At 59.4% G+C, this 14550-nt stretch carries 9 protein-coding genes and 2 pseudogenes; 5 read left to right on the forward strand and 6 right to left on the reverse strand.

The window, feature by feature from the left end; genetic code table 11:
• Positions 1–353 precede the first annotated feature (353 nt).
• Positions 354–1229 carry a DUF2243 domain-containing protein gene (locus NKH52_RS29560; RefSeq protein WP_352736141.1) on the reverse strand — a complete coding sequence of 292 codons (876 nt, stop codon included), beginning with the start codon at positions 1227–1229 and terminating at the stop codon, positions 354–356.
• Positions 1230–1555: 326 nt separating this feature from the next.
• Between NKH52_RS29560 and NKH52_RS29565 the strand changes: the two are divergent.
• The 3 genes and pseudogenes from NKH52_RS29565 to NKH52_RS29575 form a co-directional block, all read left to right on the forward strand.
• Positions 1556–2407, forward strand: a pseudogene (locus NKH52_RS29565) (cbb3-type cytochrome c oxidase subunit I); the annotation flags it as partial.
• A gap of 85 nt (positions 2408–2492) precedes the next feature.
• Positions 2493–2696, forward strand: a complete 204-nt coding sequence (locus NKH52_RS29570) for a Type 1 glutamine amidotransferase-like domain-containing protein (protein WP_352736140.1) — start codon at positions 2493–2495, stop codon at positions 2694–2696.
• 351 nt (positions 2697–3047) lie between these two features.
• The gene (locus NKH52_RS29575; protein ID WP_352736139.1) at positions 3048–3905 is read left to right on the forward strand and encodes an alpha/beta fold hydrolase; all 858 of its coding nucleotides are present in this window, start codon (positions 3048–3050) and stop codon (positions 3903–3905) included.
• 825 nt (positions 3906–4730) lie between these two features.
• Here the strand turns inward: NKH52_RS29575 and NKH52_RS29580 are convergent.
• The 5 genes from NKH52_RS29580 to NKH52_RS29600 all read right to left on the reverse strand — a co-directional run bounded on the left by NKH52_RS29580 (position 4731) and on the right by NKH52_RS29600 (position 11923).
• A complete protein-coding gene (locus NKH52_RS29580; protein WP_352736138.1) occupies positions 4731–6359 on the reverse strand; it encodes a GMC oxidoreductase in 1629 nt (542 codons plus the stop codon).
• Between the two features lie 765 nt (positions 6360–7124).
• Positions 7125–7970, reverse strand: coding sequence for a cyanophycinase (locus NKH52_RS29585; RefSeq protein WP_352736137.1), 846 nt, complete (start codon positions 7968–7970; stop codon positions 7125–7127).
• The gene (locus NKH52_RS29590) at positions 7960–8829 is read right to left on the reverse strand and encodes an isoaspartyl peptidase/L-asparaginase family protein (protein ID WP_352736136.1); all 870 of its coding nucleotides are present in this window, start codon (positions 8827–8829) and stop codon (positions 7960–7962) included. Before NKH52_RS29590 ends, NKH52_RS29585 begins: the two co-directional genes overlap by 11 nt.
• Complete coding sequence (gene cphA / locus NKH52_RS29595; protein ID WP_352736135.1) at positions 8829–11228, reverse strand: cyanophycin synthetase; 2400 nt, start codon at positions 11226–11228, stop codon at positions 8829–8831. Before cphA ends, NKH52_RS29590 begins: the two co-directional genes overlap by 1 nt.
• Positions 11228–11923: a cyanophycin synthetase family protein gene (locus NKH52_RS29600; RefSeq protein ID WP_352736134.1), complete on the reverse strand. Its 696-nt coding sequence runs from the start codon at positions 11921–11923 to the stop codon at positions 11228–11230. Before NKH52_RS29600 ends, cphA begins: the two co-directional genes overlap by 1 nt.
• On the opposite strand from NKH52_RS29600, the pseudogene NKH52_RS29605 reads away from it, so the two are divergent.
• Positions 11922–12898: pseudogene (locus NKH52_RS29605) on the forward strand (manganese catalase family protein). The gene NKH52_RS29600 and the pseudogene NKH52_RS29605 sit on opposite strands and share 2 nt — an antisense overlap.
• Before the next feature lie 252 nt (positions 12899–13150).
• Positions 13151–14284 carry a M20/M25/M40 family metallo-hydrolase gene (locus NKH52_RS29610; protein ID WP_352736133.1) on the forward strand — a complete coding sequence of 378 codons (1134 nt, stop codon included), beginning with the start codon at positions 13151–13153 and terminating at the stop codon, positions 14282–14284.
• The last annotated feature ends 266 nt before the right edge of the window (positions 14285–14550 follow it).

Raw genomic sequence — 14550 nt, forward strand, 5'->3', positions numbered from 1 at the left:
CCATCGCTGCGAGCGACCTTGCGCACCAGATGATGAAAGCCGCCCGAGATGCCGGTATCAAGACTGACTAGATCAATGAAGAGTCTGGAGCGTATCCGAATGTTCGAACGATGCATCACAGCAGCCTCACCAGCTTGACCGGTTTCTTGCCTCGCCATCAAACAGATCGTCATTGGCCAACGGCGTGGTCGCTGATGGGCGGAAGTGTGCAGCGACGATCGCCCATTCGGCATCGGATAAGCTGCTTGGATATCGAAGATGACCGCGGCTATATTGCCGCCGAGTGTCGCGGGTCCACATGGTTGTCCGAGGTGGCATCAGCAACCCCCTTGAATGAGCCGATCCCGCGATACTCAACCATGGAGGTGCGTCCGCATGCTGTTTCCACCTTCTTTGTCGGCTCGAGGTGCTGGAGCGATCGTTCCGCTCGGATAATACGGAGTTTGGCGTTCTCCCCACAAAACGGAAGCGAGGCATCCGGCAATGACAGGCGTCGTGCTGACGACCAGGGCGCCGCGCGCGTGCAGGATCATCAACCCGCGCCATGAGACCCTATCGACCGCCAAGATGATGCCGCTGGTGTCAGCCCACCTGAGGTCGGCGTCGGCGGCTTGAATCGCCCGCATCATTGCGGCGGGTTCCATCCCAGCTCGAAAGACGATGACGGAAGTGGCGGCACCGTTGAAGAGTGGGCAGACGCCCGCAGCCAGTCCTGCAAGCAGGACGATGCTGGTCAGAGCCGCCGAGGCACCGCGTGCCGGTCCACCGCGGTTTGGCAGCACCAGCACCAACAGCAGCGGCACGATTCCGAAGATGACCAGCCACGCAATGTCCCAGGCGAGCGGCATGTTGCTGTTCATCTTGATCCGATGCAGGCCGAGCAGCCAATGGAACACAATGGCGTCCACCACATGCCAGACGCCGAACCCGGTGAAGGCGAGCCGCAGGATCTCGGTCGTGGTTCCGACCCGCCCGCCTGCTGCCCTCGCCGCCACCAGCAGCACCGTGCCGGCAACGGCCAACACGTACATGAACAGGTGGAAGAGCCCGTCGGCCATGATCTGGAAGCGCAGGTCGTCACCCGCAGGGTCGGTGAGGCCCGAGAGAAGATGATGCCATTGCAGAATCTGATGCAGGACGATGCCGTCGAAGAAGCCGCCCAGCGCGAAGCCGAGCAGAAGCCAGCCGACTCGGGTTCTCGGGTCGATTTTCGCGGTGATGGTGTCCATATCAGGACGACTCCGCCGAAACCGGAGATCCAAGTCTGGTTGGCAGCTCCAGGTGCATCGCCCTGTCTTCCGTCGGGTCGTGTAGATCATGACGGACCTCGATCCAGACGCAGTATCAGCCCGCCGACCACTGTCGTCAGAACGAATGTCGCAGCAATGCTTGCCAGCATGGATGCCGATCCTTCAACCGCGCAGGGTCACGCCGCGCCCGACCCGAACCTCGGCTTCTGCCGTATGTTCCCTCGCGTCGCGCGTTCTGGGGGAACAATCAACTGACATCACGGTTCGGATGCCCTGTTGAGGCATGGCTGAAGCGGAGAACGCTCATGAGTGAATATTCGGCGGCGACTCCGAGCAACCGCAACGACCACAAGCCGAGGGGCATCACCCGCTGGTTGTTTTCGACAAACCACAAGGATATCGGCACGCTCTACCTGATCTTCGCCTTCATCGCGGGGGTCATCGGCATGCTCTTGTCGGTGGGCATGCGAATTGAACTGCAGCAACCCGGGATCCAGGTTTTCCCCGGGTTGGCGTCGATGATCTATGGCTACCAGGGCGACGTGGCCATAGATGCCGGCAAGCAACTTTATAACGTATTCACCACGGCGCACGCGCTGATCATGATCTTCTTCACCGTCATGCCCGCACTGATCGGTGGGTTCGCGAACTGGATGGTTCCGATCATGATCGGCGCCCCGGACATGGCCTTCCCACGCATGAACAACATCTCGTTCTGGCTGCTGCCGCCGGCATTGATGCTGCTTTTGTTGTCAATCTTCATGCCCAGCGTCCCCGGCGGCTACGGTCCCGGGACCGGCTGGTTCCTCTACCCGCCCCTGTCGACCTCCGGCCATCCCGGTCCTGCCGTCGATCTGGTCATTCTTTCTCTGCACATCGCGGGAGCCTCTTCTATACTAGGCGCCATCAATTTCATCACCACGATCTTCAACATGCGCGCGCCAGGGATGACGTTGCATAAAATGCCTTTGTTCGTGTGGTCGATCCTCATCACTGGCTTCCTTTTGCTGCTGGCCCCGCCTGTCCTGGCCGGCGCCATCACCATGCTCCTGACGGATCGGAATTTTGGCACCACATTCTTCGCGCCGGACGGCGGCGGCGACCCTATCCTGTACCAGCATCTCTTCTGGTTCTTCGGCCATCCTGAAGTCTACATCAGACCAGTTAGTGAGATGTCATCGAGCTCTACGTCAACGACCGCCTCGAGGCAGCTCCTGAAAAAAACTAAGTGCGCTCGCAAACGTGAGTGAGGTGTTCTTCTCCGGTGGCGACCAGCTGCGGATCACCAGCCGGGTCGGCGACACGCCCATCGACGAACGGGTGCACGAAATCTACGAAGCCGGAGGCATCCTTGCCGGCATCTCCGCAGGCGCCTCGGTCATGAACGATACTTTCTCATCGCCCACATTCGCATGGCGCTGGGACTGGGCATGCTGCCGAATGTAATAATCGACCAGCACTTTGCGGCCGCATCGGGCGGGTCATCGGGGCAGTGTAGCAGAACCCACGCGTTCTGTGCATCGGCATCAACGAGGATACGGCGATCGTGGTGAAGGGCGAGACGTTGAGGGTGATCGGCAGCGGTGCTGTTTATCTGGTCGATGCAGCCGGCGCCGCACAACCGAACCGTGTTGCCACCATGCAGTCCCAGCGCCGGAGTTCAGCATGTTATCAAAGCGAATAAAGCTCGCCACGCTGTTGGCGGCTACCGCCCTGTCGCTGGCGGCATACAATCACGCGCGCGCCAGGACGGCTCGGGTTCCCGGATTTTTTGGACGCACTGTCAAGATCGATGGAGTGGAACTGCGCGTCATCGAGAAAGGCAGCGGGCTTCCCTTGCTCCTGCTGCACGGCAATGGCTCGGTCGCGGAGGATTTTGCTATCAGCGGCATGCTCGACCTGGCGAGTGCCAAGCACCGGGCCCTCGCTTTCGACCGGCCTGGCTTCGGCGGCAGCTCGCGACCGGCTGGAAAGCGCTGGTCGGCGCCCGAGCAAGCCGATCTCTTTCACGAAGCCGCCGCCAGCCTCGGCATTCACAGATACCTCGTGCTCGGACATTCCTGGGGCGCTTGGATCGCGCTGGAGATGGCTCGCAGGCATGCTCCCTCTGTCGCCGGCCTAATTCTCGTCTCGGGTTATTACTATCCGCCACCGAGGCTGGATCTCGCTCTTGCAGCACTACCGGCCGTACCGCTGATCGGCACGGCATTCTGTCACACCTTGCTGCCGCTCGGAGTAAGATTCGGCTGGCCATCGGCCATGCGAACAATATTCCGGCCCGGGCCGGTCTCCGATGCTTTTTCGGTGAGCACAAGGGAGGTTGCCACCCGCCCATCTCAGTTGCGCTCCGTCTGCGTGGAGACAGCCCTGATGCTCGGCGCGGCGCTGTTGACGAAACCCAGCTATCGAGACATCGGCGTGCCGACCGGTATTGTCGCTGGAGCACGGGACAGGCTGTTCGACGCTCGGCGCAACGCGGAACGCTTGCATGCCGAGATCTCAGGATCACTGATTGAAATAGTCCCGAATGCCGGGCACATGGCTCACCACAGTGCCCCCCAAACGGTGCTCGGAATGATCGACAAGGTCACCTGTATGTCTCGCCCACCAACAGGCGGAAACCCCCGCGATGCGCTCTCGCCAGCTGCACGCTGACGGCCACCGGCTTGCGCGAAGGGCTGTGGAAAGGCCAAGCGACCACTCCAGCACACCCGGACAGCCGGCGGGTCACTGGTCGGGAACTCGTCTTGTTTGAACAGTCGCTGTCAAAACCAGGCGGTAGGAATCGCCGGTTTTCTGATCGGGTGGAAGACGCGGCAGAAAAGGCCGCCGGCTCGGTGCTGTTCGGCGTCCGTGTCGATGGCGACCCGCGATTTTAAAGAACTGCGGCGATCGGAAATGACGTGAACGGTACATTTGCAATTGCCATGGGCAAAGATGGACATCTTGCTTCGGCGCATTGATGGTGGCGAGGCCTTGATTGCCGAAACGCCGCCTGGGTGCTTGCTGAGCATGGCCGAACAGTCATCTGTCAGCAACGATCACGGCCGCACGGTCGGGCAAATGTTGCCGTCGAACGGCGTCCGGTCGAGAATCCACCTTGCAGGGGTAAGTCGAGGCTGGGGTTGGCTCGGTCATTTTCTAAAATTCCGAAAGCATCTACTGCGCGAGATATCGAGAATGCGGGCGTCCTCCAGCTGAGATATCTCCTCTCCCCCTCTACAAGGGCCGACTGCACTTGGATCCGCTTGCGAGCCTGCCCACATTCGCATGGAACTAAGAGACCCCGCCGCGATAAGTGCTCACGGGCCCCCGACACGGGAAAGCCGCCTCCCGAATGTGACCTGATTGCATAGAACTGGCGAGCCAGGTCGGACAAAGGGTTCTCGGCCCCGGACCCGCTTGACTCAGATCCCGCCCGGTACCCGACTTTCAGGCGCGCATTTGGCGACAGTCACTCAGCAGCTGCCGGTGTGATCATCACTGGCGAAGCCTGTCGGCGAGACGGAGCCCAAAGGCCAAGATCGTCAAGGTGGGATTCGCCTGGCTGGAGGTGGCCAGAACCGAGCCACCTGCGATGTGCAGGTTCATCAGTCCATGAACTCGGCATTCAGCGTCAACAACCCCGTCCGCCGGGCTCGCAGACATCCGCGTGGTACCGAGATGATGACCATCCATGGCCCCTGATTTGCTTGCCATTTCGATCACATGGTCAGGTTCAAATCCTGAAATGGTAGCTCCGAGCTTCTCCAACTTCCAACCGAGCAGCCGATAAGCGCGAGCGATGCTCTGGAGATCGTTGTTCGTGATTTTCCAATCGACGCGCAGCTTCGGCATACCCAATCGGTCGCGTTCGGTCACCAACGTCAGCCTGCTTGCGGGGTTCGGCTCCTGTTCCGAATGAAACTCAAGATTGACCACATTGGCGCACGGCTCGCACACGATCGAGGGCAGCTTTCGCCGTGCGAAAGTTCTATTCGCTATCCAGCCCACACCGAAGCGCCCGAGACGCAATGGCGACGATACGACGTTCTGAACGTGCGCGAGCTTTTGGTTCAGCGTCACTGAATGTTGCTGCCGACCTCTGAGGTGTTTCGGGAGAAATGTCTCTTTGACGAGATACATCGCCGAGAGGATCGGGTCGTTAGGATCGGCTGGATTTGGCAGATGGGTGCGGAAGATCTGGTTGAGCAAGCCATGCTCCCGCTGCGCTTGCTCCGTGAGCGCTAGCCGCCTTCGGCAGTAGATGCCGGCCGCGTCCCGCTCGTAGCCAAAAGCAACTGCCTGCTGGGCGTTCGGCAACTTTAGTGCTCCGACTGTGCCTCCCAGATGGGCCATATAGAAACGACCAAGCTGATCCCGGGCGTTGCCGATACCAGCCGGCATCACATCATTCGAGGCAAGTAGCAGTCGGGTGGTCTCAAAGCCGCCTGCGGCTACTATGTAATGGCAAGCCGTGACCTCACGCTTTGTGCCCTTCAGGTCAACACTGTCGATGTGGTGAACACAACGCCCATTTGGCGCCAGGCGAATTCCCGTCGCCGCAGCGTTTAACCAGATGTGGATATGGCGCGAAGACCGCAGCAACCCGGAAAACCGTTTCCACACGTTGGTAGGTGGACTAAACCGCTCCAGGCGGGTCCTGAACAAATCGTCGTCGACGCCCTCTACGAGTTCAACGGGAGAACCAGGCAACGCGCTTGTTGGATCGTAGTCGTAGGACCCAGCCTCGATCACCTCGTGCGCACGACGGTAGTAGGGCAGCAGTGTTTCATAGGTGATCGGCCAGCCCGAATTGCACACCCATTCGCGCTTCTGGAAGTCAATGCTATCGAACGGCACGCAGCGGCCACCCCATGCTCGGCTCGATCCTCCCAACGCTCGTATCCGGAAATTCTGGAGCGACGCGTGGACGAGGGGATCTGCGACAATGCCGTGGTAGAGCTCCTGAGACCTCTTGGTCTGCCACTTGCCGCCCGCTTCAAGAACGCAGACGCGTAGCTTTGCATTTTCGAGGCCCGCGGCAATGGCCAAGCCGACAGTGCCACCTCCGACAATGCAGATATCGTAGGCAAGTCCGTCGCCTGCTGTGGTGAATTGAGCGATCAACCTTCACTCCGTCGCGATGCAAGGGATTTGTTTGATCGCCGAAGGCACGCTCCCACCCTTCGCGCTCGGCTTGGGCGAAGCAGGTAGCGCGCGAGGAGCAGTTGGCAACCACCCACTTGATCGCATTTGAAGCGCCGGCCCAAAAGAGGCGGCTTTGGTGCCGAGGTTCTTGACGACTTCAAGAGGTCCCGAACCGGAAGAGTTCTTGTTGCGGCATATCACCCTCACAGGGGCATGGTTATGGTGAACGCGTTCGGATGTGGTATTCTGGTCTCCCGTGAGATATCCCGCCCATGGTTCGCCGGCGGACACGCTGGCGCTGCCTCGGCGTGGGACGCAGACCCAGCCCGCGAATACCCGCCGCCGGTGCGGAGGATGACAGCCTTGACGCTGTTCGGCCGCCCTGGACGCGAAACCATCCGCGCAATGAACCTATTAGTTGCGGCAGAAGCACCTGCACCTGGAATATCCGGGCACATGACGATGACCTCTGTTAATGCCGCAACAGCCGTTTCCCGTTCACAGCCAGTGTCGCCGCGGCCGCTACTTCGGTTCGAACGGCAAACGGCTCGGGAGTACTCCTCTGGGCTGGCGGGTAGGTGGTGGAGCCTCGACGACGGCCAAGCACAATGTTCCCGCGTTGCGCGTTGCTGGCTCGAATTGTGGAGTGGCGTTCAGCAACGCTCGCGAAGCGCCTCGATCAGCGTCGGACTCCCTCTTGGGAGAAGCTCATCAGACGAATGGTAAGGAGCTCGGCGTCGGACTTCAGCGGTTTTCGTCCCGCTGTTCCGGGCTCTCCTTTGGACGGCGTGTCTTGAGGTCGAACGCATCGCCCGAACTCAGCACGTGAATCTTGAGGTCATAGATTGAAAGAGCAGCATCAGGTTGACCTTCAGCAATGTTCGAGTGAGTAACGCCCGTGGCGTCAACCAGGTAGACAGCGCCGCTGCCGATGACCTTGAATGTATTGCCCTGCACGACGATTGCCGTATCTTCGTCGATGCCGATGCCAAGGACCCGTGGATTCAGCGACACCGCTCCAATGAGCCTGCCAATTCGGCCCCGTTCTGCAAAATGCTGATCAATAATTACGTTCGGCAGGAGGCCCAACCCGGGAGCCATTCGGATATGGCCTATGCGAAAGGACGCCGCGTTTGGCCCTTTCACCATCATCGTGTCGCTCATCATGGATGCACCTGCGGAGGTGCCGGCGATAATGCCCCCGCCTTGGAAAATTTCATGCACCCGATCATCGATGGGCGTATCACCGATCTGACTGGTAATCCGGAGTTGGTCGCCACCTGAAAAAAACACGGCGCTCACGTTCTCCAGCGCCTTTATTTTCTCGTCGTGCGCTGCCTCAACGCGGTCGTTGACGTAAAGTTCGATAACATCGTCGATCCCGAGCTCCCCAAAGGAGCGCTGATATTTTTCCAAATATCCTTCCGGCTCATGCGACGCGATGGTCGCAAGGACCAGGCGCCCGTCCGGGATCAGATTCGCGACCTCCTTCAGGATGACGCGATCGCCGTCGTGGTCCTCATGCCCACCGATTATTACCAAGGTTCCGGTTTTCGCCTTTGACAGGGACCTCTTCTTCTTAGTGCTCAATTTCTTTGTCCTCCTTGCGCAGGAAGACATGTGCATTCTTGTCGTCACTGGTCATGAACGCAACTGCGAACTCGCGGCTGTTGTGAGCCCAGCCAGATAGTCCAGCGGCAGTAAGCACTATGCCGCCCGCTTCGCCACCGATCGTTTCGAGCTCCTTGATTGAAGTCTCGAGAGCTTGCTCAGGTCCGTCGGCAAGTGCATGCATGACCCGCGCCGCGAGGGTTTTTCGCGCGATATGCTCGCCATCTCCGGAGAACGCCACTGCTCCCAAATGATTGTCCGCATAGTAGCCGCAGCCGGGCAGGGGAGAATCGCCGACGCGGCCCGGATGAATGCCGGCCAGTCCACCGGTCGACGTGCCGACTGCCAAGCTACCGTGCTGATCCAAGGCTATGCAGCCGACCGTATCGTGCTTGCCAGTTCGCGATAGTTCGCGCTGCTCTGGGCTTACCAGATCCGCAGGATCGCAAAGCTCCATCTGTTTTTGCTCGGCAAAGCGCCTGGCGCCATCCGACGCCAGAAGGATCGGCTCTTCAAACAGCATAGCCTTCGCGACACTGATAGGATGCCGCACGCCGGCGATGACAGTAACAGCACCGATGTTGACATTCTTCCCCTCCATCAGTGAGGCGCACATCTCGATCTCGCCGTCTCTGTTCAAAGCGCTACCGTAACCTGCGTTGAAAGTCGGATCCGATTCCAGGACGCGGACCGCTGCTTCGACCGCATCGACGGCTGTTCCCCCACTTGCCAGGATTGTGCGGCCTGCCTCCAGGGCGTTGATGCATCCCCTCCGATTTGCCTCTTCCTCTTCGGGATTTATGTCCTTGGCGCCGCCGTGCACGATGAGCGACCACATCAGCTGGCCCTCAGATGGTGCACATCGTGGTTGTCACGACCTCTCCTGATAACCGCCGCGGGTTCGAAACCTGTAACTTGTCGCCAGACAGCTTCGACGTCATCGACGGTCAGCACAACCAGATCACGCTCCCGGGCAAGCTCAAGGCAAAAGCGAACAGCCTCCCTCTCGGGATACGAGACGTGCATTCGGGCGGGGGCGCAGCCGGCCTGCAAAGCACCTTCCCGCAGCAGCCCAGCTATCGAGCCTGGGGCTCGGCCGCGCAATTCGTTCGCGTCTTCCTTGAAGACGATGATGTCAAATATCTTCGATGCCACAGCTCCCATATTGCGAATGTCGCAATCCCGGCGGTCACCGGGTATGGCGACCAGCCCAATCGTGCGCTGATGACCGCGCCGCATATGAGAGACCAGTTTTCCGAGCGCTGTCAGCCCCTCAGGATTGTGGGCGTAGTCGACCATGGTACGAAAACCATGCCCGTCAAAGACGTTGAGGCGGCCAGGGGAATGCTCGAACGACGTGGTGAACTCAGCCAATGCACCGCGGATCGTGGTTAGTGGGACGCCATGGCAGTACGCTATCGCAATGGCCGCCAAGCTGTTGGCGACGTTGAACTCAGCCGCGCCTTCGAATGTTGCAGGGACTTCATCGACGCACATCAGGAAGAGGGATTGGCCATCTTCATGAATGAAGATGGCCAATCCATCCCCGCTGCGCTCGCGCGTCAAGGCACGTCCGCCTTCAGCCACGTGGTCCCTCAACGTATCGGGCCACTCAGTCCTGTCCGCTAGCGAAAAATAGCAAACGCTGCCCCCTGCTTCGCGCGACATTGCTGACGCATGGACATCATCCGCGTTGAGGATGCTCCACCCGCCCCGGCGCACCGACTCCACGACAACGGATTTCACCTGCGCCAGATCCTCGATCGTATCAATGCCTTTGAGGCCAAGATGATCACCATGGACGTTGAGAACCGCGCCGACATCGCACTCATCAAAAGCCAGCCCCTCGCGGAGGATCCCGCCGCGGGCACATTCCAGCACCGCAATGTCGATGCCCGGCTCGCGCAGCACGACCCTGGCGCTCTTCGGACCCGAGCAGTCCCCCGTCATGATCCGTTCGCCGTTCAGATAGATGCCGGTGGTCGACGTAAGCCCTACATTCGAGCCATTCGCCTGCAGGACATGCGCGAGCATGCGAGCGGTAGTCGACTTACCGTTGGTTCCGGTTATCGCGAAAATTGGAATTCGCCCATTCTGACCGCCAGGAAACAGAAGATCAAGCACTGGCCGCGCAACGTTGCGAGCGCGCCCCTGGGATGGTTCCAGATGCATGCGAAAGCCGGGGCCGGCATTCACTTCGATGATGCCGCCGCCGGTTTCGCTCACCGGTCGCGAGATATCGCTGCAGACAAAATCGATGCCAGCGATATCAAGTCCGATGATCTGCGCCGCCCGCCTTGCGATCAATGCGTTTTCCGGATGGATCTCGTCTGTCCGGTCTATCGCCGTTCCGCCGGTGGAAAGATTGGCAGTGGGCCGCAAGAAGACCCTTTCGCCCCGAGCAGGAATGCTCGACAGCGCAAGTTGCGATCTCGAGAGAAAGTGCTCGACGCACTCATCAATTTCAATCCGGGTGAGCACCGAGGAGTGGCCTTCTCCTCTCCTGGGATCACGGTTCGTCTCTTCCACAAGCTCAGAAATAGAGTCACGTCCGTTACCTATGACATGCGCCGGAATCCTTTCGGCGACCGCAACCACTCTTCCTTCGATAACCAGGATCCTGTGGTCCGAGCCGACAAAATGCTGTTCAATGATCACGCTGCGACTATGTTCGCGCGCCTGTTCGAAACCCCAGCGAACCTCTTCCTCAGTCGCCAGCCCAATATTGACGCCCCGTCCATGATTGCCGTCCAGCGGTTTGGTAACCATGGGGTAGCCGAGGCGGGCCGCACCAGCGACAGCTTCAGGCTCTGACCGGACCAGCTCCCCCTTTGGCACTGGCAGCCCGGCCTGGTGCAACAGCAACTTGGTGAGATCTTTGTCGGAGGCAATCTCGGTGGCGATCTCGGAAGTGAAATCGCTGCAACTCGCGCGGATCCGCTTCTGGTGCCTGCCCTGGCCAAGGAGCACGAGGCTGCTCTCATCGATCCGGATTGCAGGGATGCCTCGTCTCTCGGCCTCTCGTACAAGGGAGGCGGTTGTTGGCCCGAGGGCACGCTCATCGGCAAGGACCTTCAGCAGTTGCGGCCTGGCGGCGAGTTCAAAGGGCCCGTCCGCTTCGGCAACTTCGCGCAGATCCTCGGCACCCTGCAAGTTAGCGGGCAACAGACTGTCCACCAGCTCAAGGGCAATGCGGCCGGCCAGCAGCGCGACGGCCTCGTCCTGATATGCGAACATCACGTTGTAGGTGCGGGGCTGCCTTTGACCGACCGCGTCTTGCCACGCGTTACCCCATGACCAACGACGGTCTGTAGCTCCAGAGCAACGTGCTCCACAACGTGGCCGAGCCACGTGCCTTCTTCCATGCGTCGTAGGAAGCCTCCGGCGGCCCCATAGCTGCAGCCATGAGCTGCGAGCCCAGGTAACAGGCGACCAAGATTTTCGGTGAATCCGGGCAGTTTATCTGTCGGGAAGCCTTCCAGCGCCCCTAGATCAATCTGAATTTGCACCATCGGAGTCAAGCTGTAGAGGTGCGGCCCGCGGAATACACGGACGTCAAGCACGCGTATGGTGCGCTGCATGGCGTCCAGCGACAGTTCGTTAGCTAACATCGATATGTCTCCAATCAACCCCGCAACCAGCGTAGGATCGGTAAGTTCCGGCTTATTGGATGAATTTATTTTTGCAGAAGATCGAAACAAAAGTTCGAAATAACATTTGTTTATCTTGGGAATTGCCAGGTAATCGGCATCAAAGCTCGGTGAGAGCGGCAGGCTTTTTGCGGGCCAGCCACGGCGGGAACGGCTAGACACACCCGAAGCAGCGTTTTTGAGCGATGCCGTTTCGAACACGCCAAAATCAAATCGAGGAGGAACATTCCTCATACCAGAATGTTGGGGCAGACAAATCTTGGAGGATCCATTGATGTTCATGCACAACAAGCGACTGCAATATACGGTACGTGTCTCTGAACCGAACCCTCGCCTGGCGTGTATGATCATGGAGCAGTTCGGTGGCGCCGATGGCGAGCTTGCAGCAGCCATCGCTATTTCACTCAGGGGCTGGGCGAAGACGACCTTGGCCGTAAAGACATGCTGCTGGACATCGCCACCGAAGAACTCAGCCACCTCGAAGTGGTCGGCTCGATCATTACCATGCTCAATAAAGGTCTTAAGGCGCAACTTGCCGAAGGCCAGATGAAAGAAGCTGATCTTTATCTGATGATCGGGAGCAGCGGAACATCGGTCAAGGAGTCGATCCTGTTTGGCGGCGCGCCGGCACTGTGCGACTCGGCCGGGGTTCCTTGGACCGCCTCCTATGTAGATTCGCGCGGCGAGCCGACCGTCGATTTGCGATCGAATATAGCGGCCGAAGCGCGCGCCAAGATTGTCTACGAGCGGCTAATAAACATTACCGACGATCCAGGTATCAAGGACGCGCTCGGCTTCCTCATGACACGCGAAGTCGCCCACCAGAAGTCATTCGAAAAAGCGCTTTACGCCATCGAGAACAACTTCCCGTCGGGCAAGCTCCCTGGGGTCGAGAAATATGCCAGCATGTATGTGAACACCTCGCAGGGTGAGGGCGACGCTGACGGCCCGTGGAACTCTGGGGAAGAATGGGACCGTATCGACGATCTCGAAGAGGTCATGCCGGCTGATGGCGGAGATGGAACTGCAACGGTCGAGCTCAGGGCGAAGGACATGAAAGTTGTGGTCAAAATGGCCGAGCGCACGCTCTCGAACCCGGCAACCAATCCTATGACCGGCGCAGATCTTGGCGCGGGACCCGGCGCCGGACGCACCAAGAATGGCGATATGGGTGGTGCGGCTAATATCCAAGAAGCCCCCGCCATGGCTGAATCCGCGGCCAAGAAGCGCAGCAAGCGATCTTCGCCCACTGGGTAAATGTGGCACTTGCCGCAGAGCCACTGCTGCGAACGGCTCGCAAACACTCTGGTTCGCATGGGAGAGCTCGACCAGTTTCTCGGACAGCTCGCCTTGAGCGGATACGCGGATCGAATCCGGGCGCATGGCAGCTTTCACCGTCGTAGCGGCGAATGTGCGTAAAGTCCTCTCCCAAGAGCGCCGTTGCAGCCCACAGACCGGCAGGAACATTGCTTGTAATTCATAAATTAGAAATGTTGCAGGATACCCCCGATGCGGCACCAGGCATTCGACTTCTTGAAGATGATCGTCGCCACTCCATCTCCTAGCGGGTTCGAGCAACCCGTCGCGAAGCTGTACCGCGAATACGTCGAGCCATTCGCAGACAAGGTAACCACCGATGTGATGGGCAATGTCATTTCCGTGATAAATCCCGCCGCTTCTATGCGAATTATGTACGCTGGTCACATGGACGAGGTGGGGTTCATAGTCCACCATATCGACGAGAACGGCTTTTTATTCTTCAGCACTATCGGCGGGACCGACGTGGCCACCGAGATAGGGCAGCGGGTTCGGGTGCACGGAAAAGAACACGTGCTCGGAGTTGTCGGACGGAAGGCGATTCAAACCTTCCAGTTGTCTGATAGCAATCAGACACCTTCCTTGAAGGATTTGTGGATCGACATCGGAGCGACCTCGCGCGAGGAAGCTGAAACGGTTGTTCAGGTTGGCAACCCTGTGACCATAGAGTCCGCCTTCGCGGTCCTTCGCGGCAACTATGTTGTCGGCCGAGCCTTCGATAATAAGATTGGCTTGCTAATCGGAGCCGAGGTTGTGCGTTCCCTGGCACAAAATGGCGGCCTCCACCCAGACGTGGGAATCTACGTCCTCGGCACAGTGCAGGAGGAGATCGGGTCGCGCGGCGCCCAGACCGCGGCGTTCAACATCGCTCCGCAAACGGCGCTCGCGGTGGATATGGGTGTCGCCATGGATTATCCCCGTGCCAGACCGGAGGAGCAAGGCAGGCTCGATCTAGGCAAAGGCCCGGGAATTTCCCAAGGTGCCAATACGAATCCTGTTGTTCTCGGGATCTTAATGTCAGCCGCCAGAGATAGGCAGATTCCGTTTCAGCCGCAGGCCACGGGTGGGAAGAGCCCCACTGACGCTCGTGTCGTGCAGGAAAGCCGAGGCGGTGTCGCGACAGGGGTCATCTCCGTGCCACTTCGCTATATGCACACGCCGTCGGAAGTGCTGTGTCTCGATGACATCCAAGCCACCATCGAACTGGTCTGCGAGTTTTGCCGCCGAATCCGGCCTGACACTGATTTCACGCCGCTAGCGACAGCGGAAAAAGCACCAAGCGACCGGCAGTCTAACGCAAGAATCGAAGTTAACGATTCTCATTGACTCGACGCCCGAGCAATCCAGCCCCGCTCGAAACAGGCCCCAAAAAAACTCTGTAGATTGTGGCTTAGTGCCTTCGCCTCCGCTCGGCGTGTTGCGGCTGTTCCCGTGCGTCTTGATCAACTCGCGCCTGATACGTTGCGGTCATGGTCGCCAGCATTTCGACTTGGCCGCGGCAGCCCCGGCCCTTGGCGTCGTTGGAGTGCACCGCCAGGGCCGGGCCAGCGCCGTCGCCGTGCGCCCCTGTTCTTCGGGTCAGGCTTCCTGTC

It is taken from the genome of Mesorhizobium sp. M1066, from assembly GCF_040318635.1.
Taxonomy (GTDB): domain Bacteria; phylum Pseudomonadota; class Alphaproteobacteria; order Rhizobiales; family Rhizobiaceae; genus Mesorhizobium.

Coding starts and splice junctions, on each gene's coding strand:
- NKH52_RS29600 (WP_352736134.1), bottom strand. CDS start 11,923: ATGAACATCAATGGATCCTCCAAGATTTGTCTGCCCCAACATTCTGGT.
- cphA (WP_352736135.1), bottom strand. CDS start 11,228: ATGTTCGCATATCAGGACGAGGCCGTCGCGCTGCTGGCCGGCCGCATT.
- NKH52_RS29590 (WP_352736136.1), bottom strand. CDS start 8,829: ATGTGGTCGCTCATCGTGCACGGCGGCGCCAAGGACATAAATCCCGAA.
- NKH52_RS29560 (WP_352736141.1), bottom strand. CDS start 1,229: ATGGACACCATCACCGCGAAAATCGACCCGAGAACCCGAGTCGGCTGG.
- NKH52_RS29610 (WP_352736133.1), top strand. CDS start 13,151: ATGCGGCACCAGGCATTCGACTTCTTGAAGATGATCGTCGCCACTCCA.